Genomic DNA, 24,120 nt, shown 5'->3' on the forward strand with positions numbered 1-24,120 from the left:
TTCCAATAAAATTATTCTCTTATGCTTTAAAAATAAAGTTTTGCTTGGTAGCAGAGGTGATTGGTTAAAAAATGTTTTTAAATCAGAGATGTCTTGATAAAAAACAAAAAAATAACAAACCAAGGATTGCTGTCGTTATTCATCGGCGCTCTACCTATACTGGTCGTTTGGGAAAATTTTTACAACAAAATGGTTTTGTTCTTGATATTTATCGTCCTATTTTTGGACAAAAACTCCCTGATACATTAGAGCATTATGCCGGCGTTGTTATTTTAGGGGGACCGATGAGTGTGAATGACAGCGAAGCCTATATTGGTGAGGAAATTGATTGGATTTCGTTATCACTAAAGGAAAATAAGCCTTTTTTGGGTATTTGTCTTGGAGCACAAATGTTAGCGCGAAATCTAGGGGGGCGCGTTGGTACAAGAAGTGATGGGACTGTTGAAGTCGGCTGGTATCCACTAGAAGCAACCCCACAAGGGAAGGAATTGATGAATTGGCCAGAGATGGTCTACCATTTCCATGATGAAGGTATTTATGATTTACCGAAAGAGGCAATGCTTTTGGCAACAGGGAATACATATCCTACACAAGCTTTTCGTTATGGAAACAATGCATGGGGCTTGCAGTTCCATGCTGAATTTACACGCGCTATGATGCGGCGTTTGGTCGTGCGTTCGGCACATAAATTGACTGAAAAAGGTGCTCAACCTGCTTGTGCACATTTGAAAGGTCGTTTAATCTATGATCGAGCTTTGAGCCAATGGTTTGAAAGCGCATTACACCAGATTTTTTGTACACCGCCCGTACTTGTGTGATTGTTGACAACAAATTGATTTATATAGGTAATTCACGGTTTTGTATATTGAATGAGAATCCTGAATATAGTAAGGTTTTCTCATTCCAAACCTGTGTATGTTGACTCAATAAAAACCTCTTGTTTGCATGTCACAAGGAGGGCTGGCGTGTGGGCAAAACTGTATAAGAAAAGACTAAAAATGCTTCTTATGAACTGTCTTAAGTGCCAAGGGCTGTCGCAACATTTGGGGGCTAGCCAAATATAATGATGGTGCTGGCTTTGGGGTCTCCATAAGCGTAAAGATGGGGGGCTCAATGGCTTTATCGTTAAGAAACACTATTCATTATCATTTTTGTTGTGCTGTAAAACAGTATGGTTTAAGCTAGAGGTAGAAAATCTATGTAAAACTTTACACATGAGGTGTTTTTTGTTAAAGGGTGTAATGGGTTTTTTTTTAAGAAAATCTTGTTTATTGAGCTTATGAGATACTGTACTTTAGAACGATGTATAGGGACTTCTTGAAGTGATCAGTAGATAAAATCCGGTCGATTAAGAAGTTGGATTGTGTATAAACTGAACGTGGTTGGGAATCTTTATCCTTTTTAGGGTGGGGAGGAAGTTAAGAGATAAAGAAAGTTTGAATATTGTCTAAATCCTTTCAAATACCATCATCACAAAAAAGTTTTTCTTTGAGTTATTTAATTTGTGGGCTCTTTTGTCTTGCTCTGATATTTATTTATAGCGCACTCTGGTTTTTTTTTCACGTAAAATAGAAGACTATGTTTCTGATATATTCACAAAAGTATCTTCCCATAATATGGCGGCGGTATGTGAGAATGTGCACAAGGATGGTTATCCTTTACGTGTCGGTGTTGTTTGTGACAAGTTTCAATTTTCTTGGCCTTTACATGGGTTTTCTTTATCGACGGGGCGTTTGACAGCTGGTGCACCAATTTACGCACCTCATTTGGTCGAGTTTAATGTTCATTCTCCTGCATTAATTGTTTTTTCCGGAAAAACTCCCATAGTATCGCATTGGCGCAATTTGGTGATTGAAACAGAGCCTTATTGGAAAACGGGTAAAACATTGAAGTTTATAGCTGAAGGGCTTGAGATTTCATCTTTTTCCTCTTCCCCTGAAGATCAAAAGCTTCAAGAAGCATTAAGAGCACAAACGATAGATAAAAAAACGACACAAGAAAATATTGAAGATCCGGCATCTTTGCAAAATACGCATAACGTGATTATTCAGCCGTTAGAGCCAAAAGAAGCTTCCCCAAAAATAACGGCAGAATTTTTGCGTTTTGATCTAAAACATGAAAAGAATGATTTATCGGGACATATAACTTTTGACGGTTTTGATGCTTCTTCTTTTTTAAAATCTTCTTTTGTTGATATTCCTAAAATTGATGGCAATTTGAAATGGATTTTAAATGACATTTCTTTTTTGTCTGAAGATGAAGAAAAAAATTGGAAACAGCGACTGTATGGAAAAAGTGGACTTTTAAAGCAAGGTGAATTGACTTTTCATACAGGTGGTGCAGTGCGTATTAGTGGACCTTTTTCTTTTGATGATGAAGGATATTTGACAGCAAAATTTGAACTTGTCCTTATTCAGTCCATGAAGCTTCTTGACACTCTGCAGCGCTTATTTCCTGGGCAAGCCAATAATCTTCAAGCGTTATTTTTTATTTTGGGTGCTTTGCCTAAAAATGCGGATGGCGCTCCCGTTCTTTCCTTGCTCATTAACAATGGGTGGGTAAAATTAGGCTTTTTAAAACTTGGTCGTCTTGCTCCACTTTAGGTATTGTACCGAAGCCTTTTTTCATCTTTACTACCAAATTTCGACTTTTTCTGATTTTCACACTTTTTTGCAATTTTAGAGTGTTAAAAATTTATTTTAACAAAATGCGTATTTAATGGTAAAAAAATAGCTATAAAAATAAAAAATTACCACCTACTCCTAACCCGTCCAACCTCTTTTCACTTAGTACAAAATCTTATGTCAAACTACATATAGCAACAGTGTTTCTATGGAAAAAGTGGCATTTTAAAGTATGCTGAATTGCCTTTTTATACAGGTGGTGTGGTACTTGTTAGGAACCTTTTTCTTTATATATGGAATGAGCATATTGCATATATCTGTTTGGGTGTAACCTCTTAAAACAAGTAAATAGCCTAGTTGGAGGAAGATATGAAGTTGTAAAGGGGAAAATCAACATCCATCTTTACTGTCATTTTTTATTCGATTTTACGCATTTCAAAAGCAGTTACAGTTATATCTTTTAAATAATGGATTAAGCTTATCCTTTTATTTCTGATATTTTTTAATGAAGCTATATGCCTTCCACGTAAAACAGAATATATTTGTATTGCATATTTACGCATTTGTTAAAAAAATATTTCTCAGTGCTTCCTATTTCACGATGTCGCCTGTGAATGGTATAAGGATAAAGCCATTAAGCACCATCATCTTTTCGGTTACGGAGTAACAAGCTAGGGGAAAACATCATCATATTATATTTGCTAACTCCCAATGTTACTGCAGCTTTTGGCACTTGAGGCGGTTTATGAGGGGCATTTTTAGTCCTTTCTTTACTGTTTTTATCTATTCGGCTTTCCCATTTGCAATATGCAAGGGGAAATGGGGTTAATTAATTGAATATAAATAGATTTTAAATGAGACAAATTTAGAATATCAGTTATCATAAAAATGATAAAATTATGATTGTAAATCAATATATTATATTTTTATGATGAAGGATATTTGACAGTAAAATTTGAATTTATTTTTTATTTTGAGTGTTCTGTCTAAAAATGCGGGATAGGGTTTCCGTTCTTCCCTTGCTGATTAGTCATGGATGGATAGAACAGAGCAAAAGCTTAGCTGTTTTGTACTGCTTTTAAGTCTGAAAGTTTATGTTTTAGGGTGAAAAATCAATCCTGTTGTTTTTTTGAAATTGTTGCAAACAATTCTATTATGATAGATAGCGAGATTTTTATTTTTGGTGTTATGTCTAAAATGCAAACTTCTGCTCTGTCTTAGTTGGTTTGTTGTGGTGGTGGGATAGAACGGGAGATTGAGAGGGTCGTTTTGTATTTTCTTTAGGTTTGAAAGCCAATATTTTGAAGTTGAGAAATCAATCCTGCTGCAAAAGTAAAACGAGAAATATTGAGATCATTTTCAATAAGGGCGCTAATGCGGTTTGTAATGTTGTGAATATGATCTTCTTCTGTTTTTTTCCAAGTGTCAAAAGGATCTTTTTTCTTTCCATAATTTTTGAGGATTTTCATAACGATTTGCCGAAAGTTTTCAGAAACATTTTCTTTGGCTTGGCTTAAAGCCATACTATCATAATAATCTACTACAGGAATTATACGACTTGCTTCGTTAATGCGGTTTATACGAATGATTTGCGCAAGTGAAAAGTAGATCTCTGCGGTTTTAATAAGATCACTGTTGCTTTGTTTTGCAATCAAAGAAATATCACAGATTGTTGAAGCAGCTTCCAAGAGAGCTAATTGTTTCGCTAATGCTTTTGGTGCTCCCTCTTCGCTGTAGTGTAATGCTTTTTCTTCAATCTTTTGCTTAATATCGTTGCCGTGAGAATGCATAAGCTCTTTTTCAATAACGCTACGGGCTTGTTTTATTGTTTTTACAATTTCTTCTAATGGACGTGAGAGATCTATGTTGTGCAAACCCCAATTGGTTGTTTCAAAGAGCATTGGGGTCATTGTTGCGTAGAATTTATTTTGGACAAGACCGGGTATTTTATTATCAAGCTTATCAATTTGCTCAGACAATTGAGGAATTTCAAAACCATCGCGGATGGCAATGAAAACGCGAATAATATTTTCAGCTTTTTGTTCTGTTGCATCGTGTAATCGATTAACAAAAGTGGGGCCTCCACGATTTACAATATCGTTGGCAATCAGCGTTGCGATAATATTACGACGCAATTGATGGTTAATAACTTCCTTCTTAAAATTTTCTTGAATTTGGGTTGGAAAATAGTTCAGCAGGGCTGTATTGAAATAGTGATCATCAACAATGGGGCTATTAGCAATTTCTTCTTTTAAGGTCAATTTAGCATAGGCAAAAATAACGGCGAGTTCTGGGCGGAGAAGACCTTTGCCTTGGGTTGTTCTTTGCTGTAAAACTTGTTCATCAGGGAGTATTTCAACTCTGCGATCTAGAAGATTTTTTTGTTCCAAGTCGTGCATAAAGCGTATTTGATAGGGCAAATCAGTAGTGCTTTGGTTTTCCGACAAAGAAAGCGCAAGAGGTTGTAGATAATTGTTGCGCAAGACAAGTTGCTCGACTTGAGGCGTCATTTTTTTCAAGAGCTTATTGCGTTCTTCGCGGGTTAACGTTTTGGCACGTAGTGCTGATGCAAGAACAATTTTGAGATTGACCTCAATATCAGAACAATTCACACCAGCAGAATTGTCAATGGCATCCGTGTTGCATCGACCACCATTTAAGACATATTCAATCCGTCCACGTTGTGTAACACCAAGATTAGCTCCTTCACCAATAATTTTTGCACGCACTTGTTCTCCGGTAATGCGTATTGCATCATTTGCACGATCACCTACTTGGGCATCGTTTTCGGTTGTTGCGCGGATATAAGTACCAATGCCACCGAACCATAAAAGATCAACAGGGGCTTTGAGAAGAGCAGAGATAATTTCAAAGGGTGTTCCTGTTTGTTTTTCGAAACCAATGGCTTGTGCTGCTTCAGGTGAGAGAGTAATGGTTTTTTCTTTTCGTGAGAAGATACCACCGCCCTTTGATAATTTGCTTTGGTCGTAATCCTGCCAGCTTGAGCGAGGCAGTCTGAAGAGACGCGTACGCTCTACATAGCTTTCGTCTATGTTCGGATCTGGATCAATAAAGATATCGCGGTGATCAAAAGCGGCAATCAATTTTGTTTGTTTGGAAAGCAGCATTCCATTGCCAAAGACATCACCAGACATATCGCCAACACCGACACAGGTGAAGGGCGTTGTTTGAATATCGTGATTAAATGACTCTCTAAAATGTCTTTTGACGGCTTCCCATGCACCTTTAGCTGTAATACCAATGTCTTTGTGGTCATAACCTGCTGAGCCTCCAGAGGCAAAAGCATCATCAAGCCAAAAGTGGTTTGCTTGGCTGATGGCGTTGGCTGTATCAGAAAAAGTTGCTGTTCCTTTGTCCGCCGCAACAACAAAATAGGGGTCAGGGTCATCATGACAGATGACATTGTGGGGAGAACTTATTTTGCCGTTAATCAGATTGTCTGTAATGGAGAGCAAAGCTGTTATAAAGTCTGTATAAGCTTGTCGTGCTGCTTCTATGATGACAGCACGGTCATTTGTTTGGGGAAGCCGATGGGGATAGAATCCACCTTTTGCACCTGCAGGAACGATAACCGCATTTTTAACTTGTTGGGCTTTGACTAAGCTAAGCACTTCGGTGCGGTAATCTAATGCACGGTCAGACCAACGAATGCCGCCACGAGCGATAGGTCCAAAACGCAAATGGACCCCTTCAACTTCTGGTCCATAAACAAAAATTTCTCGGTAAGGGCGCGGTTCAGGCAAACCTTCAATCTGGCGTGGATTTAATTTGGTGGCTAAAATACGCCGTGGACTTCCATCAGGAAGAGGCGTAAAGGCATTCGTTCGTAAACTCGCCTCGATAAGGTTACAATAACGGCGTAAAATGAGATCATCATCTAAACCAGAGACTTTCCGTAATTTTTCTTCAATGCGCTTTTGAATGACTTGTTGGTTTTTTTCTCGTTCTTTTTCTGTATGGCTTTGATGAAATTTTAAATGAAATAAAGCATAAAGATCTTGGGTAATGTCAGGATAAGCATTTAAAGTTTGGGCAACGCGATCTTGCGAATAAGGAATTCCAGCTTGTTGGAGATAGCGCCCATAATGGCGCAAAATAACAATTTCATGCCAATCAAGCTCAGCTGTTTGGGTGAGAGCATTAAAGCCGTCATTATCAGCATTTTGTGCCCAAATGGCTTCAAAGGTTTCGGCGTGTTTTTGACCGTCTTTTTCAAAATCGATACAGCGTTGGAAAGTACTTTCTAGCTGCATATCATGAAGATACACAGAGCGCCCATTGCCATCTGGTAATTCAAGGGTTTGTTCAGCAATAACGCGAAACCCCATGTTTTCAAGGAGTGGTACACGTTTGGAAAGGGCAAGTGCTTCATGGCGGTGAAAAAGCCGAAGAGAAATGCACTGTTTTTCTTTATTTTGTGCGTGATAAAAGATCACGAAAAGGGGCTTTTCATCATGAAGACTTAGAATATGTCCGGCATCGTTAATAGCGTCTTCAGCTGAAAATAAATCACGATAGCTGTTGGGGAATTCACTGGCTAGACGTGTTTGTTGCTCTGTTATTTTCTTGTTAAGAGCGATGGCTTGAACCCTGTCTTCCCAACTTCGTGCAATCGAACGTACATGTTGTTCAAGTGTGGAGCGCTCATGAAGGGGAACAGTTTCGTTTCCTTTGCGATGGATGATATAATAGACACGTATAAGGGTGCTTTCCAAAAATAGCGGATAAGATTCAAAAAAGTCACCTTTATAAAGCTCTACAAAATGTTCGCCAACTTTTTCACGCAGGCTGCTGCTATATTGGTCACGCGGTACGTAGACAAGGATAGAAACAAAGCGTCCAAAAGAATCAGTGTGGGCAAGAACCCGTAAACGTGGGCGCTCATCTAATTGTAGAATAAGCTTAATGTTTTCTGTCAATGTATCAACATCAGAGCGAAACATTTCATCTCTTGGATAGGTTTCTAAAGCACTGATGAGTGCTTTACCTGAATAATCGGCGTGATTGTGTCCAAGACGTTGAATAATAGTTCGGGCTTTTTCTTTTAAGAAAGGAATTTGCAAAATAGAACGTGTATAAGCTGAGGAGGTAAAAAGCCCTACAATGCGTAATTCTCCACAGAGTTGGTTTTCTTTATCAAAGATTTTAAGACCAATATAATCGAGCCAAACAGAACGGTGAATTTTGGAGCGGCTGTTCGCTTTTGTCACGATAAACAGATTATCGCTTTCCATGAAGGATAAAACTTCTTGAGGAGGTTCTTTCATACTTTTATCGTCAACAATATGAATAGAAGCATCCGTGAGTATACCAAGTTCAATATTACTTGCCGTAAAGGATTTTAGGGGTTTTTGGTCTTTAATGAAGTTGTAAGTGCGCATACCAAGGAAAATGAAATTATCGTCCATTAGCCAGTGAAGAAACTCAATGGCCTTTTCGCCTTCTTGTTTGTAGTGCGGGGGAAGATTTATTTGGTAGGCATGAATCTGCTTTTCAACTTCTTCAAGCATAGGTTTCCAGTCTTGTACAGCAGCATTAACCTGTTCAAGAACTAAGGTGAGTTCATTTTCAAGTTTTTGTATTTGCTGTTTGTTTAATGACTCGATGTGAATTTGCATCAGACTGATGCGTTTTCCAGAAGCACAATCAATAATGGGGTGTGCAATCAAATAGATATGGTTTTTGTGTTGATTAAAAACATTTAAAATAGAATCCAGAAGGAAGGGTTTGTTATCATTGACAAGCGTGATAACGGTTATAGGTCTGTTACTGCGGGTTAAATTTTGCTCAAAGCAGATGGTATTTTTTCCCGTCTGATGGAGATTAAAAGCTTTTACCGCGATGGCTGTGGCTTTTTGAAGTTCTTCATTTTCATAATAAGCAATATCTTCTTTATCGGTTTGGGCAAAAAGGATTTGTTCTATTTTATCTTGGGTGTTTTTTGTCTCTGTTTTTTTTTGTTGCAACACATTCACTCTCCCTTTTTGCTCTTAAGGGGTCTTTATTAAAAGCAGACCATTATATTTTTTATATACTGTAACACCTTCTTTCTAAAGAAAATAGCTCTTTATTTGGAAAGAATGAGTTTGTTTTTGCTATTTTTTAGTAATATTTTGTACTTTAAAGAAATATTTTGCTTCAAGGAAAGGGCACTTTTAGTATTTTTGTATGTTAATAGTTTGTTTTTTAAAATATACAAAATGAAAGTAAAAAAAGAAGCAAAAGTAAAGAGAGAATGGCGCATTTACCAGAAAGACTTTTAAGTGGTTACCAAAACTTTATAAACAATCATTTTTTATATAAAATAGCAGATTATCAGCAATTGGCGATTGAGGGGCAGAAACCTGAAGTTTTGGTCATTGCTTGTTGTGATTCGCGTGCAGTACCAGAAATGATTTTTGATGCTAAGCCAGGGGAAATTTTCACCCTGCGCAACGTGGCGAATGTGGTTCCTCCTTTTTCTCCTGATGACCAATATCACGCAACATCAGCAGCTCTTGAATATGCTGTGCAATTGCTTGAGGTGAGACATATTGTCGTTTTTGGTCATGCCCATTGTGGAGGCATTCGTACTGCTCTTAATGAGACATATAAATCTTTATTATCAAATGATTTTATCGGTCAATGGATAAGTCTCTTAGCACCAGCAGCAGAAATCGTTTTGAATAATAAGTCGCTGTCTTGGCCAGAAAAACAGACGGCATTAGAGCAGCTTTCTATTCGCCATTCGTTGAGAAATTTAGAGACGTTTCCGTGGATAAAGCTTCGCAAAGATCAAGGTTTTTTGACATTGCATGGTGTTTGGTTTGATATCTCTAGCGGAAAATTATGGAGCATGGAACAGGAAACAGGTTGTTTTATGCGTGTTGAAGTTGAAAGTTTTGAAGTATAGTATTTGTTGTTTTTATTTCTTCGTATAAAAAGATATTTTATGATAAAACTTGACAAAGCTGGGGTTTTATTGTTTGAAGGAGCAAGCTTTCAGTGACAAAATTAACTTGGAGCCACCGACTGAGACCCCAGTTTAAGGGTATAAAGAGATCTCAGAGGTCAACATCCGACGGCGCGATGCGTTCTCGGATGCTATTTTGGTTTGTTTGTTATGCAACAATGAGGTAAATGATGTTTGAATCCTTGCAAGAGCGACTTGGTTCTATCCTGTCTCATTTGACGGGACGTGGCGCTTTATCGGATCAGGATGTTGTAGAGGCGCTGCGTGAAATTCGTCGCGCTTTATTGGAAGCTGATGTTGCTCTTGATGTTGTGCGCTCTTTTACCGATAGAGTTCGGGAAAAAGCTGTTGGGGCCGAAATCGTTAAATCAATTAAACCAGGCCAAATGGTGGTTAAAATTGTTCATGATGAATTGGTTCATATTCTTGGAAGTGAAAGCGTTCTGAGTGATTTAAATGCACCAGCTCCAGTTGTTATCATGATGACTGGTTTGCAAGGTTCGGGAAAAACAACCACAACAGCAAAGCTTGCAAAACGTTTTACTGATAAGCACAATAAAAAAGTTCTCATGGCGTCATTAGATACACGCCGTCCCGCTGCACAGGAGCAATTGCGCCAATTGGGAGAACAGGCAAAACTTGCAAGCTTGCCTATTATTGCGGGTCAGCTGCCCGTTGATATTGCATCACGTGCCGTACAGGCTGCTAAATTGGGTGGTTATGACGTGCTTCTTCTTGACACAGCAGGACGTAATCATATTGATGAAGCTTTGATGCTCGAATTGGCTGAAATTAAAGCATGTTCCCTTCCTCATGAGATTATGTTGGTGGCTGATAGTTTGACGGGGCAAGATGCCGTTCATCTTGCTCGTTCTTTTGATGAGCGTGTCGGGATTACGGGGATTATTTTAACACGGATGGATAGTGATGGGCGTGGTGGCGCTGCTCTTTCTATGCGTGCTGTTACAGGTAAACCAATTAAAGCAATTGGAACTGGTGAAAAAATAGATGCTTTAGAAGAATTTCATCCCAGTCGTATTGCTGATCGTATTCTCGGAATGGGGGATATTGTTTCTTTGGTTGAAAAAGCTGCTGAAACAATGGATCACGAGAAAGCTGCTGCTTTTGCAAAAAAAATGCAAGCCGGAAAATTTGATCTGAATGATCTTGCAGAACAGTTGCAGAAAATGAAAAAACTGGGTGGAATGGGCGGTATTATGGGCATGTTGCCAGGAATGGGGAAGGTCAAAGAGCAGATTGCGGCTGCGGGGTTTGATGATCGTTTGTTTGATCGTCAATTGGCCATTATTTCATCTATGACACCCAAAGAGCGGGCGAATCCAGAGCTTTTAAAACATAGCCGCAAACAACGAATTGCTAAGGGGTCTGGTACGACAGCGGCTGATATTAATAAACTTTTGAAGATGTATCGCCAAATGGCTGATATGATGAAAGCCATGGGTGGTAAAGGAAAAAGTGGTTTTATGGGAAAAATGTTGGGAGGCCTTGGTTCCAAAATGGGTTTTGGTGGTATGGGAAACTTGGGAGGGGATTCTCCAGCTATACCGGATTTGTCGGGATTGGATCCAAAGCAATTCTCAATGCTTCAAAAGCAAATTGAAAATGGTAATGGAGGGAAGCTCTTGCCCGGACTTCCTAAGCGTGGACCTACATTTCCTGGTCTTTCCAATGGCATTGTCGATGGGGGAAATTTTCTTCAGCATCCTAAGAAAAAATAAGATGTAAAGAGGGAAAGGAATATAATGCAGGAAACAGTATTAAACGAATTGGCACATTTACGAGCATCCATTGATAATTTTGATGCAACCTTGATTCATATCTTAGCAGAGCGGTTTCGTTGTACGAAAGCTGTTGGGCGCTTAAAAGCCCGTTATGATTTGCCTAAAGTAGATCCTCTGCGTGAGCAATGTCAGGTAGCGCGTTTGCGGCAATTGGCTATAGAGAGTCATCTTGATCCTGATTTTGCTGAAAGATTTTTAAAATTTATTATTAAAGAAGTTGTGAGTCATCATGAAGTTATTGCTGAAGAGCAAAAAACAAAAAAGTCAATTTAAACGAAAGCCAGAGCTGACAATAGGAGATAAAATATGGCATTGAAAATTCGTTTGTCCCGTGGAGGTTCAAAAAAACGTCCTTACTATCATATCGTCGTTGCAGATGTTCGTAGTCCGCGCGATGGGCGGTTTCTTGAACGTGTTGGTGCATGGGATCCAATGTTGCCTAAAGATGGACCGAGGGTGAAACTTAATGAAGAACGTATCCAATATTGGCTTGGGCAAGGGGCTCAACCAACAGATCGCGTTTTACGGTTTTTAGATGCAGCTGGCTTGAAAAAGCGTCCAACTCGTAATAATCCACATAAAGGTGAACCGGGTAAAAAAGCACAAGAACGTATAGCAGCAGCAAAGCAAGCGGCAGAAGAAGCAGCTGCAGCGGCTGAAGCAGAATCTGCTACAGCATAAGAAGCATGGTTGTTTAATCAACGTGTTTTTAAAAGCTTTAGAAAAATAAATATTATCCGTTTTTGTCTATCAAAAACGGATCTTCTTTAAAAAGCTGCTTGTTTAAATCGCGTTGGTTTTTTTAAATCAATGGTTTTAAAAATCAATGGCGCGGCCTTTAATTTCCCAATCTCCATAGCGGGAAGGGTCCTTGCCGCCGCGTCCACCATTTTCTAAAGGTTGTTCTTTTTTTGCTGCGTGTTTTCGTCTTTCTTCAGCTTCTTGGAGAGCGCGTTGTGCTGCGGGAGAAAGAGATTGCTGTTTAACGTCAGTTGCATTTTTTTTGCTTGTTTTCTCATCTTTTTTATTCATTTTACACCTATTCCATTGAAGAAGCAGAAAGAAAACACCATCATATAGTATTGATTGACTTTTATCATGGAGTTTTTTGAGTAATGAATATAATGCGTACAGCTATGCTTTTGGCTTTTTTAACTGCTCTCTTTATGGGAGTTGGTTATCTTGTTGGAGGGGGTGGTGGCATGGTCATTGCTCTTTTAATGGCAAGTGGTTTAAACTTTTTTTCTTATTGGAATTCAGATAAAATCGTTTTACGCATGTACGGGGCGCGTGAAGTTGATCAGCATTCAGCACCAGTTTATTATAAGATTGTAAGCGATTTAGCTAAAAAAGCTTCTCTTCCTCAACCAAAAATTTATGTTATTGAGAATGCACAGCCAAATGCTTTTGCAACGGGACGTAATCCGCAAAATGCAGCTGTTGCTGCAAGTACTGGGTTGTTAGAGCGGTTAAGCGCTGAGGAAATTGCCGGCGTTATGGCGCATGAGCTCGCACATATTGAGCATCGTGATACGTTAACAATGACTCTAACCGCAACGATTGCAGGGGCAATTTCAATGCTTGGTAATTTTGCTTTCTTTATGGGAGGACAGCGTAACTCTTCAGAAGATTCTCATGGCGCTGGGGCAATTGGAGGATTTATTGCATTGCTCGTGGCGCCTTTTGCAGCGATGCTGGTGCAAATGGCGATTAGCCGTACACGGGAATATGCTGCGGATCGGAGAGGGGCTGAAATATGTGGTAATCCTTTATGGTTGGCTTCGGCATTGCGTAAAATTGCTGATGGGGCGCATGGGGTATATAATGAAGAAGCAGAGCATAATCCAGCAACCGCGCATCTGTTTATTATTAATCCTTTGAGCGGTGAGGGAGCGGATAGTCTTTTTTCGACACATCCAGCAACTGCAAATCGTATTGCTGCTCTTTATCGGCAAGCAGAAGAGATGAAAGGGGCTCTTACCAAAAGTGTGGGATGGAATAAAGAAGACGCTATACATGAAAAAAGCAGCGGGATGAATTATGCAGATTTTCATAGTGGTCAGGCTCATGTATTAGGTGAACAAGAAAACAGTTCTTTTCAGCGTGTTACAAAACGTCCTTCTTGGCTTCGTTATGAAAATTCAAAAAGATCTCGTTCATAGAGTTATTGAGGGAGATTTTGAGAAAACTGTGATATAAAGGTGGTGTTTTGAAACACAAAAAAGCGGGGCATGTGTCTGAAAAAAATGTTCCAGGATTAGCTGTTCGGCAGGTGTGTGTACGTCTTTTGGGGGCGGTAATTGATAAGTACACGCCTCTGTCTGGTTTGACGGATAATGAACACGGACATCCACAATATTTGAAGCTTTCACAACGAGATCGTTTGTTATGTCGGGCTATTTTAACAGCTTCATTGCGTCATCGAGGGCAGATTATGGTGGCTCTCTCACGCTTTTTGGCGCGTCCTTTGCCTTCACAAGCACTTTCACTTCAGCATCTTTTGCATATCAGTGTTGCACAAATTCTTTATCTTGATATTCCCGATCATGCGGCTATTGATTTAGCTGTGCGTGTGGCGAAACTTGATCCTCGAATGCGCCGTTTTTCAGGGGTGGTGAATGCTCTTTTGCGCAATGTTGCACGTGAGGCAGAGCCTTTACGTCAACAAGTTTCTACCATTGAAGGTGTTCCAGCGTGGTTTGGACAGCTTTTAGTGTCAGCTTATGGAACAGAAAAGGCGCATAAGATTATCGCAATTCAAAGTGTGGAACCTCCTTTCGATTTGACAGTGAAATCTGATAGTGGTGGATGGGCTGAAAGGCTTGGCGGTGTGGTATTGCCCAATGGTTCTGTTCGATTGAAGCGTCTGGAGTGTTCTGTTTCTGATTTACCAGGCTATCGTGAAGGGTCTTGGTGGGTCCAAGATTTTGCAGCAGCTTTGCCTGCTTGTTTACTTGGGAATATTGAGGGTAAACGCGTTGCTGATCTTTGTGCGAGCCCTGGAGGAAAAACAGCACAATTGGCTTTGCAAGGGGCTGAGGTGACTGCAATTGAGCTTTCTGCTAACCGCATAAAGCGTTTAAAAGAAAATATGGAACGGCTTCATTTTTCAGTTCACATTTGGCAGGGCGATGTGAGAAATTTCTATCCCACACAGCTTTTTGATGTGGTTCTTCTTGATGCTCCTTGTTCTTCTACAGGAACAATCCGTCGTCATCCGGATATTTTATGGACGAAATCGAGGGAAAATATCGTCAAGTTAGCGGCGTTGCAATATGATTTGCTTGTCGCAGCAATTTCTTTGGTGAAGGAGGGGGGGCGGATTGTTTTTTCCAATTGTTCATTGGCAAGAGAAGAAGGTGAACATCTTATTGAGAAAATTTTATCGACACGCAATGACATTGTTTTAGACCCTATTTATCCAGAGGAAATGGGAGCACTGGAACATTTGCTTTGTGGGGGGATGTTACGGACAACGCCTGCGGATTTTTGTCATAAAAATTTTGATGCTGAGAAAACCGTATTTTTAGGAATGGATGGTTTTTTCGCTGCGCGCTTACGAAAAATTGCTTAATTAACGCTTCATTTACAAAAATGGTCGAAATTGTATTTGATTCAGCATAAATGGAGATGAAATTTTGGCGGTTGCGGTAAAAGCTCCTCAGGTAAAAGTGGCAGCCTGTATCGATACGATACAGAATGTTATGCGGCGTTTATGGGTTGGACCATTGTTTCGTTGGCGATTTTCAGGGTTTCGTCCTCATAAAATTTTAGCGCATCCCATGGATTTGCATGTAGCTGATCCGATGATGGCGCATGAATTTTATCATGGTCGTTTTGCTTTTGCTGGTCACATTGTTCATTCTGGTGCTGTTTCGCCGTTTTCATTGGTTCCACCAACGCTAGAATGGGAAGCGGCTCTACATGATTTTCATTGGTTGCGCCATATGGAGGCAGCAGGAAGTGATTTAGCTTCTGCACATGCACGCTCTCTTTTAGAAGACTGGTTTGACCATGCTGGTAAGAAGGTAAAAGGGCTTGCTTGGAGTGATCCTGTTGTGGCGCGGCGCTTGATTTCATGGATTTGTCATTCGAAAATGTTGTTAGAAGGGGCAAGTGAACGGTTTGAAAAACGCTTTTTACGTGCACTTGGTTTGCAATTTCGTTATTTGCGCGTAACAGTTTGTAGTATGGAGCACAATGATCAACGTTTACAAGCAGCAGTGGCTTTGACATTCGCATCTCTTGCTTTGCCTGTTTCAGCGGCAGTGAAAAAAAAGGTACAAACCACACTTATAGAGGAGCTTTCCCGTCAAATCCTAGTTGATGGTGGGCATATTTCCCGTAGTCCTGTTATTTTGCTGAATTTGTTATCGGATTTATTGTCGTTACGGCATCTTTTTATGCGTAGCAATGAAACAGCACCCCGTATTTTGATTGATTCTGTTGAGCGTATGTTGCCAGCTTTACGATTCTTTATCCATGAGGATCAAACGTTGGCCCATTTTAATGGGGTTGGTCCCCTTGTATCGGAACGGTTATCATCACTTTTGGAGCTTGATGAAACAGGAGGTCATCCTTTTAGTTATGCCCGTTATTCAGGATTTCAGCGCTTAAAAGCCAATCAAACAACAGTGCTTGCAGATACAGGAAAGTTTCCACCTCGCTCTGTAGCACAGCAGGCTTGTTCGGGGTGTTTGTCTTTTGAAATGTCTTCACAAGGGCACCGTTTTATTATCAATGCCGGTGTTAATCCTGATGGGCGGGAAGAGTATCGACATTTAGGGCGTGTTACTGCAGCACATTCAACAGCTACGCTTAATGATTGTTCAGTGGGTGCTTTTTATCATAAAAAGAAAAATGGCGCGCCATTTTTGTTTGATGGACCAACAGATGTTCAAGTGTGCCGTATAGAGGATTCAGAGAAGACAGGTTTTATTGCGAGTCATAATGGTTATGTGCGACCCTTTAATCTTATTCATGAGCGTGGTCTTATTTTGGCGACAAATGGAGATACGATCGAAGGTTTTGATCGCTTTTTTATGCCAAATAAAGGGAGAAAGAGACACAAGAGTGTGCAAAATGAACAAAATTATGTTGCTGTTCGGTTTCATCTTCATCCACAAGTTGAAGTTAACTATGATGGCAAACGTGTGTGTTTAGCCGTAAAGAACGAGAACGTGAAGAGTGAACAAATATGGTATTTTATATCGCCTGACGCAGATATTTGTCTTGAAGATTCGATTGATTTTGCAGAATTAACAGGTCCACAACGGACACAACAGATTGTTTTATATTTTCGTCCTGCATTTCAGGAAAAAGTTCGTTGGCGTTTTATCCGTAAAGCGTTTGATAAAAAATTAGAACATTGTTCCAACCCATAGTATATTGCGTTTTATTTTGCGTGTCGCAAAACATTATTGTTTATTGTGGTAATATTCTCAAAATTTGAAGATCATATCAATTTTATACATGAAGAGTTTTGTTAGAGTATGGGGTGGATGTTTTTAGGCAAGGTTTGCTCATAGAATCTCATGAGGTGATGCTAAAAGGGATTGGCTCCAGAAAAAAGGTTTTTTGAAAGACCATTGTTGACAGATGAGTACTAGTTAAGGATTTTGATCCTTTAAAGATATGGAGAGAAAATTAAGCCGTTGCTTATCTTCTATAAGTTTTTAAGTGTGCTGTTGGGATCAATATTTCTCTCTGAGAGAGTTGCATTAATAGGATTACGCTCTTCACGAAAAACAGAGCGCTATTGTATTGTATATTCACGGACTTATTTTAAAGAAAAATCCCTTAATGCTTCCAAGCCTATTTTGCGACGATGCCCGTGATGGGTATAACGGTAAATCCATTAAGCACCCCCCATCTTTATGCTTATGAAGGAGCAGTTCGGCACTATCACACTATTTATCAGTGCCCAATGTTTGTAACAGTTCTTGGCACTAGAGATGGTTCATAAGAGGCATTTTTAGCCTTTTCTTAATAGCTTTTATCCATACAGCTCTCCCCGCTTGTAACGTGCAGGCGAATGGTTTTTGTTGATTCAACATACACAGATTTGAAATGAGAGAATCTTACGGTATTCGGGGTTCTAATTTAATATGAATAACGCTAAATTATTATTACAAATCAAATGTTGTACATCACAGAAGCATTGAAAATTCGAGAAACAATACATAACAATGGCCGAGAAAAATAACTCTTCTGCTCTTTGTTATTATACTAAAAATGAAGTTATAATAACAAACCACAAAATGCGCGCTTTTTCATAGCAAAGCATTCTCTCAAATATCTCAAACAACTTTCATAAAGATCTACGCGAATAACGTCGTGCAATTGAATCAATATCACCTCGACAAATTCCAAGATCGTTGAGTTCATATGTTGAAAGACGACTTAACGCATTAACGGTTCGACGATAACGGCGCCAATTACTATAAAAACGTAGAATATTCATATCCTCTACTCAAACTTTTCATTACACTCTTTAGTTTAAGAATAGAGTATATTACTAAAAAGAGTTGTGTTATAATATCATAGCAGGTATGCATCTACATACAAGATAATGTCCCTTTAACATTTTTCTCATGCGAAAGGGTAACCATTAAAAATATCAACAAGAACATCTTATCCCTAACCAATGGCTAAATTATGTGCATTGGCTAAATTATGTGCATTTCTGCGGTGATAAACTTCTTCACGTGTAGCTTCTTTGGATTGAATAACTGCTTCCATTTCAACAGTTATCAATAGTCATACGATAATTATGAAAAATTCCTTGAAACATTTGTCTCATACGAAAAGAAAAGCAGCAAAATTATTAATGGCGGAAGTGACGTGTTCCTGTAAAAACCATCGCTAACCCCTGTGCATCAGCAGCGGCGATAACTTCTTCATCACGCATGGAGCCTCCTGGTTGAATAACTGCTGTTGCTCCTGCTTCAGCTGCTGCTAATAAACCATCAGCAAAAGGAAAAAATGCATCTGATGCAACAACAGATCCTTTTGTGAGAGTTTCTGTTAAGCCTGCTCTTTGCGCACTTTCTGCTGCTTTACTTGCAGCAATTTTTGCTGAATCGATGCGGCTCATTTGTCCGGCTCCAATTCCAACTGTTGCACTATTTTTCGCGTACACAATAGCATTTGATTTAACGTGCTTTGCTACACGAAAAGCAAATTGAAGATCACGCATTTCATCTTGAGTTGGTGCCCGCTTTGTCACTACTTGCAATTTAAGATCATCGACTACCACGTTATCACGTGATTGTACTAAAATGCCTCCTGCAAGTGTTTTCGCAAGAAGTCCTCCACAGCGTGGATCAGGAACTCCACCTGTAATGAGCAAACGAAGATTTTTTTTCTTGGCAATAATTTCACGTGCCGCCATTGTGGCATCCGGAGCAATAATCACTTCTGTGAAAATTTTAACAATTTCTTCAGCACATTCCTCATCAAGGGTTTGATTTAAAGCAACAATTCCACCAAATGCCGATACATTATCACACATAAGAGCTTTCAAATAAGCGTCTTTCAAATTTTCTCCTTCCGCAACACCACAAGGATTGGCATGTTTAATAAGAGCGACAGCAGCGGTTTTTTGCGGATCAAATTCTGCCACAAGTTCAAAGGCTGCATCTGTATCATTCAGATTGTTATAAGAAAGCGCTTTGCCTTGTAAAAGTTTTGCTGTTGCAATACCAAAACGTTTTTCATTATTGCGATAAAATGCTGCCTGTTGATGTGGATTTTCCCCATAGCGCATAACACTTTCAAGATGACCGGAAAAACTCTGCCATGATGGAGTTTCAATTTTTAAATCCCGTGCAAACCACGATGCTATTGCCGTATCATAGGCAGCGGTGTGTGCATAAGCGCGCATTGCTAGCTGATGACGCATAGATAAGCTTAAACATCCATTATGCTGCTTTAATTCAGCTAGAATCGAATCATAATCTTTTATCGCTGTTACAACACCGGTATAAGCATAATTTTTTGCCGCGGCGCGAATCATCGCCGGTCCACCGATATCAATATTTTCAAGAGTCGTTTGCCCATCAGCTCCCGAAAGGATCGTCTCTTCAAAAGGGTAAAGATTCACCACTAAAAGATCAATTCCATGAATGCTGTTCTTTTCCATAGCTTCCCTATGGTTAGGATCTTCTCTTACCCCTAACAAAGCACCATGAATCAAAGGATGGAGTGTTTTTACACGCCCATCCATTATTTCAGGAAATCCGGTAACTTCAGCAACATCTTTTACGGGTAAACCAGCTGCTATGAGGGTTTTTGCTGTTCCTCCTGTTGAAATCAATTCAACATTGTAAGTAGCATGAAGGGCTTGTGCAAAAGCAACCACACCCGTTTTATCAGACACAGAAAAGAGAACACGACGAACCCGATGAAGATCAGGTATGGGAAAATTTTTGGCAACAACACCCATAACAGAAGCCTTAAAAATGAAAGAGTTAAAATTCTAGTAAAACACGCTTATACGTTTATAGCATAAGCCTTTAGCAAAATACACTGAAAGGATAAACTGTCTTTTTAGAATATAGGATGATTCACCTTTTTCTATTATCCTGTAAAAACCTCTCATTTGAGGTGTGGTGATAGGTATAAAAGTCTCATTGAGACATTAAATATTTTTTTGTTGCTTATAACTCAATATCTCATCTTCATAGCAGTTTTGAAACAAAAAATGCATCCGTATGTTCTCTGCTATATTAGCCTTTATACTAGATGAAGGCGAAAGTATTGCGTATATAAATTGGAGTAATCTCTGAAATGGGAAATAATCTAATGAAGCAAGAATATAAAATTATAAAGGCAAAAATGAGTGCTCATCTTTCCTATCATTTTTAAATTTAACTTTATATTTTTCAAAAGCGTTTATGACAATGTTTTTTAAGAGTGAATTTTTTATAGAGTGGAGATAATGCATTGCTTCACATTTTTGGGCATTACATTTTTAATGAATAAACCCTCGTTTTATGATGATTTTTTAAAGAGTGTCGCGTAAATCTTTTGTGGATGGTATAAAGTTCATTGTATGCCTGTGATCTTTAATTTAACAAAGGCGCAAGTTGGTAGATTTTATTCTCTTTATCAGTTTTCAAGATTCTAAAAATTTTTGTTACTTGAGATGGAAGAGGTATTTTTTTAGTTTTTTTGCCGTAGCAGAAAAAGAAAACCTCCTAACACACCAGCAGCTAAAATAAACCACGTGATTGCATAAACGAGATGATTATTTCGAAAATGGATAATCGTAAGACCAACGACGGGAAGTTTTGCTTGTGGAGATGTTTTTCTGGCATCAATGAAATAAGGGGCAACAGTGGACAAACCAAGTTTTTGTGCCATAGCGGGGAGATCGCGCGTATACCATAAATTTTTGTCAGGATTATTTTTACGCGGGAAAAATCCATTTTTTTCACTCATGCGTAATAAACCTATAATCGTTGTTTGTTCTGTGTCCGTGGTAGAATTTTGCTGAGATAAGGCATTTGTATGCGATTGCTCTGTGTTTTGAAAATTGTTACGTTCATCCATAGGGATAAAGCCACGGTTGATAAAGATCAGTATATTATCAGCAGTTTGTAAGGGAGTCAAAACCCAATAGCCTGTAGTATTTTGAGCGGCAGCAGTGACTAAAATATTTTTATCTGTTAAAAATTTTCCTGTGATAATAACAGGTTGATATTCATATTTTTCAAAAGTAACATCTGACCATTGATTTTTTGGAGGGGCTTTTATGGGGGGTAAATGAATGCGCTGATTGGTACTGGTGATAAGATTTGTTTTCCAGTTTAACCGTTGTACTTGCCATATACCTAATGCACTGAAGAGAAGAAAAAAACAAATACATAAAGTTCCAAATAAAAAAGAAGAAAAACGGCAAGAATTTCCCTGAAGCTTTGTCATGGGGGGGTCTTTTTTGCTCATGATTTGTGCTTCCTTTCGGGACAATAGGCTTTTATTCTAACATGGTATATATTAAAAGAAACATTTTGTACGCTTTTTGGCAGAATTTGCACGCCTTATTGAGGAAAAAGATGAAAAATGAGCCAACAAGAGATGAAAAAGGTTTTATAAAAGACTTGACCTTTTGTTGTCGACCCCCTATTAGAAAGAAACTTCCCAATGATGCCCGTTCAAGGTTGCATTGCGCGTGTTTTGCGTTCATTGTGTCCTTTGGGTATGGGGATTTGAAAGTTTCTTAGAGTTTAAGGGTGAAGTTTATGTCTCGTGCATGTGAATTGACAGGGAAGACGGTTCTGTATGGTAATAATGTTAGCCATGCGAATAATAAGACTCGGCGTCGTTTTTTACCAAATCTTTGCAATGTGACATTGATTTCAGAGGTGTTACAGCAAAGTTATCGCTTGCGTATTTCAGCAAATGCATTGCGTTCTGTTGAGCACCGCGGTGGTCTTGATGGTTTTTTGATTAAAGCAGACGATAAAGAGTTGTCGCAACGTGCGCGTTTGCTAAAACGCCAAATCATTAAGAAAAAAGCTGAGCAAGAAGGTGAGCAAAAGGCTGAACAGGCAGCATAATTGTTAGCGCCATTCTTTTTGGTTTATTAATGCTTTGATTTCGGTTTTCTGTTCTAGAAGTTAAGTTTTTTGCAGGTTGATCGTTTCATTTTATTGGTTCCATATCCCAGGTTAAAAAAGTGTCTTCAAGCGGTCTTTTATTAGAACAGCAAAAGAAAAGGTATGTTGTTTTTTCTATTTTTGCAATGTGCCTTGCTGTCACGGCTTCTAATATTTTAGTTCAATATCCTGTCTATTGGTTTGATTTGAATGAGCTGTTGACTTACGGGGCTTTTACCTATCCATTTGCTTTTCTAATCAATGATTTGACCAATCGTTTTTATGGTCCATCTGCTGCGCGGCGTGTGGTTTATGCTGGTTTTTTTACGGGTGTCTTTGTTTCTTGGATATTGGCGACACCACGGCTTGCACTTGCTTCTAGTTTTGCATTTTTATTTGGGCAACTCCTTGATATTGTGGTTTTTACTCCTTTGCGACGTAAAACATGGTGGAAAGCACCTTTAGCAGCAGCGTTGGTTGGTTCAGCTTTGGATACAGTGCTGTTTTTTGCTCTTGCTTTTTCTAGCTCGTTTGCTGTTTTTGATAAGATAACAGGGTATGCAGATAGTTCACTGGTGGAGAGTACTGTTTTGGGAGGGATAGGCATGCCAGTTTGGCTATCGCTTGCTTTTGGTGATTTTTCGGTAAAAATTATTATGAGTCTGTTGATGTTGATTCCTTATGGGACAATTCTTAACATCGTAAAGCTTCCTCTTTATCAATGTCATTCAAAAGATGATTCCTCTTTTGTTTGTCACAAATAAGGATTTTTGTCTTTTTGTTTTCCTGAAGCCAAGAAAATTGTACGCTATGCTTGGTGTGACACGTTAGTTATAATGGATACTTTATCATTTACCAACTTAAGTAAGAACTCCAACACAAAACGCTTTTTTATTTCAAAATTCTCTTGTGAGGAAAAGATAAAGTCATTTGTTTGAGAAGGGGCTAAATATGCTTTTACAAATGATTCAATGTGACAGAAATTGCAACTGATGTTTATTAATAGATTGATTTAAAATGATAACTTATATTTTTCATTTGAGTGAAAGAGCCCAATATCATAAAATTTTACGCGTTTTAAATACTCTTATATTGAGTTAATAAAAATCATTTGCTTGCCTATGTTATAAGAGGAATTGGCGTGCGGACAACGTCATTTGAGAAAGAAATACTTCTTATGAAGAGCTTTAATGCAATAAAAGTGCAATATTAGGCGCTGAAAGTATATTGATTTATCTTAAAAACATTGGAAACTTGAAAGTAGGATTCTGCTTTTGGCTTGTAGCTTGTAAAGTAAAGGATGATTCTGGATTTTGCATTATGCCATATATGGGCGCTGTTGTGAAATAAGCTTGGAAGCAAGGAAGAATGTAGGAGTGCGGATAAGATATATAATGGTGTGTTCTTTTTCGTGAATGAAGTAATATTTTTTTTCGTGTTTTTCTTATATTTTATGTGAGTAAAGATTTTTTCTTTTATCCATGAGATGGGAGCTTATGTTGATAGATCACCCGTGGTGAGTACTGTTTTGGGAAGGTTAGGGGACAGGTTGGCTTTCGCTTGCTTTAGCAATTTTTGCCGAAAAATTGCTATGAATCCATTTATGCCGATTCTTTTATAAAGAAATTCTTAGTGTTTAAAATATCCTCTTTTTTTTCGTATAATAAATACAACTTTTATCTTTTTGTATTACTGAAGGTGAAAGTTTAGGTATTATATTTTCTGTGAGAGCAGCATTTTAGAGCTATGTCTAGTGGAGATATTTTTCTATATACGTGTATTTCAATATAATGAAATAACACAAGATCGAGACAAAAATGGGTGATTATTCAGTCTTTGAATTTGAATGGTACTCTGGGATATGGTCGTAAATGGAAAGTTCTAAGCAAAACTTTATCAGTCGCAATATAACCAGAAAGTAAAAACAAACTCATTACAATTTTTGAAGATGGTTGGAGCATTTCTTTTAGAGCTCATAATGCATCCAGTAAAGTAGAAGCTTCTTTAAAATTCGATATTCAATTTGTGGGATTATCTTCTCAGGTTGTTAGCCATCAAATTCCGATGGTTTAATGATAGAGATAATTTTTTAAAATGTAATCGTTGCTAATTCAAGGCAG

At 38.6% G+C, this 24,120-nt stretch carries 15 protein-coding genes and 2 pseudogenes; 12 read left to right on the top strand and 5 right to left on the bottom strand.

The features are described from left to right. Positions 1–71: 71 nt before the first annotated feature. Together ACFINS_RS01080 and ACFINS_RS01085 are read left to right on the top strand one after the other, a co-directional pair. Positions 72–818, top strand: a complete 747-nt coding sequence (locus ACFINS_RS01080; RefSeq protein WP_375606037.1) for a glutamine amidotransferase — start codon at positions 72–74, stop codon at positions 816–818. 798 nt (positions 819–1,616) lie between these two features. Then, positions 1,617–2,603 (top strand): DUF2125 domain-containing protein, encoded by a 987-nt coding sequence (locus tag ACFINS_RS01085; protein ID WP_375705771.1) that lies wholly within the window; start codon positions 1,617–1,619, stop codon positions 2,601–2,603. Between the two features lie 1,301 nt (positions 2,604–3,904). Here ACFINS_RS01085 and ACFINS_RS01090 read toward each other — a convergent pair. Then, a complete protein-coding gene (locus ACFINS_RS01090) occupies positions 3,905–8,614 on the bottom strand; it encodes an NAD-glutamate dehydrogenase (protein ID WP_375705772.1) in 4,710 nt (1,569 codons plus the stop codon). 266 nt (positions 8,615–8,880) lie between these two features. Here ACFINS_RS01090 and ACFINS_RS01095 point away from each other — a divergent pair, with 266 nt between their 5' ends. The 4 genes and pseudogenes from ACFINS_RS01095 (at position 8,881) to rpsP (ending at position 12,080) form a co-directional block, all read left to right on the top strand. Then, a complete protein-coding gene (locus ACFINS_RS01095) occupies positions 8,881–9,537 on the top strand; it encodes a carbonic anhydrase (RefSeq protein WP_375612226.1) in 657 nt (218 codons plus the stop codon). Positions 9,538–9,767: 230 nt separating this feature from the next. Next, complete coding sequence (ffh, locus tag ACFINS_RS01100) at positions 9,768–11,336, top strand: signal recognition particle protein (protein ID WP_375705776.1); 1,569 nt, start codon at positions 9,768–9,770, stop codon at positions 11,334–11,336. A 24-nt stretch (positions 11,337–11,360) separates the two neighbouring features. Beyond that, positions 11,361–11,689 (top strand): annotated as a pseudogene (locus ACFINS_RS01105) (chorismate mutase). Between the two features lie 16 nt (positions 11,690–11,705). Beyond that, positions 11,706–12,080 carry a 30S ribosomal protein S16 gene (gene rpsP, locus ACFINS_RS01110; protein ID WP_375612227.1) on the top strand — a complete coding sequence of 125 codons (375 nt, stop codon included), beginning with the start codon at positions 11,706–11,708 and terminating at the stop codon, positions 12,078–12,080. Positions 12,081–12,215: 135 nt separating this feature from the next. Here rpsP and ACFINS_RS01115 read toward each other — a convergent pair whose 3' ends face one another. Then, positions 12,216–12,431 carry a DUF1674 domain-containing protein gene (locus ACFINS_RS01115; RefSeq protein ID WP_375612228.1) on the bottom strand — a complete coding sequence of 72 codons (216 nt, stop codon included), beginning with the start codon at positions 12,429–12,431 and terminating at the stop codon, positions 12,216–12,218. A gap of 83 nt (positions 12,432–12,514) precedes the next feature. On the opposite strand from ACFINS_RS01115, the gene htpX reads away from it, so the two are divergent. The 3 genes from htpX to ACFINS_RS01130 all read left to right on the top strand — a co-directional run bounded on the left by htpX (position 12,515) and on the right by ACFINS_RS01130 (position 16,783). After that, positions 12,515–13,561 (top strand): zinc metalloprotease HtpX, encoded by a 1,047-nt coding sequence (gene htpX, locus ACFINS_RS01120; RefSeq protein ID WP_375612229.1) that lies wholly within the window; start codon positions 12,515–12,517, stop codon positions 13,559–13,561. A gap of 47 nt (positions 13,562–13,608) precedes the next feature. After that, positions 13,609–14,973, top strand: coding sequence for an RsmB/NOP family class I SAM-dependent RNA methyltransferase (locus ACFINS_RS01125; RefSeq protein WP_375612230.1), 1,365 nt, complete (start codon positions 13,609–13,611; stop codon positions 14,971–14,973). Positions 14,974–15,037: 64 nt separating this feature from the next. Further along, entirely contained in the window at positions 15,038–16,783 is a 1,746-nt protein-coding gene (locus ACFINS_RS01130) for a heparinase II/III family protein (protein WP_375612721.1), read from the top strand. Between the two features lie 926 nt (positions 16,784–17,709). Here the strand turns inward: ACFINS_RS01130 and ACFINS_RS01135 are convergent. From ACFINS_RS01135 to ACFINS_RS01145, 3 genes are all read right to left on the bottom strand, one after another. Beyond that, complete coding sequence (locus ACFINS_RS01135) at positions 17,710–17,862, bottom strand: DUF1127 domain-containing protein (protein WP_375612232.1); 153 nt, start codon at positions 17,860–17,862, stop codon at positions 17,710–17,712. 363 nt (positions 17,863–18,225) lie between these two features. After that, a complete protein-coding gene (purH, locus tag ACFINS_RS01140; RefSeq protein ID WP_375638442.1) occupies positions 18,226–19,845 on the bottom strand; it encodes a bifunctional phosphoribosylaminoimidazolecarboxamide formyltransferase/IMP cyclohydrolase in 1,620 nt (539 codons plus the stop codon). A 719-nt stretch (positions 19,846–20,564) separates the two neighbouring features. Continuing rightward, complete coding sequence (locus tag ACFINS_RS01145; protein WP_375612234.1) at positions 20,565–21,347, bottom strand: SURF1 family protein; 783 nt, start codon at positions 21,345–21,347, stop codon at positions 20,565–20,567. A gap of 296 nt (positions 21,348–21,643) precedes the next feature. Here ACFINS_RS01145 and rpmB point away from each other — a divergent pair, with 296 nt between their 5' ends. The 3 genes and pseudogenes from rpmB to ACFINS_RS01160 form a co-directional block, all read left to right on the top strand. Further along, complete coding sequence (gene rpmB, locus ACFINS_RS01150) at positions 21,644–21,961, top strand: 50S ribosomal protein L28 (protein ID WP_375612235.1); 318 nt, start codon at positions 21,644–21,646, stop codon at positions 21,959–21,961. A gap of 119 nt (positions 21,962–22,080) precedes the next feature. Continuing rightward, positions 22,081–22,764, top strand: coding sequence for a VUT family protein (locus ACFINS_RS01155; protein WP_375612236.1), 684 nt, complete (start codon positions 22,081–22,083; stop codon positions 22,762–22,764). 1,162 nt (positions 22,765–23,926) lie between these two features. Beyond that, positions 23,927–24,073: pseudogene (locus ACFINS_RS01160) on the top strand (HaeIII family restriction endonuclease); the annotation flags it as partial. Positions 24,074–24,120: the final 47 nt, after the last annotated feature.

It is taken from the genome of Bartonella sp. AA2SXKL, from assembly GCF_042197205.1.
Taxonomy (GTDB): Bacteria; Pseudomonadota; Alphaproteobacteria; order Rhizobiales; family Rhizobiaceae; genus Bartonella.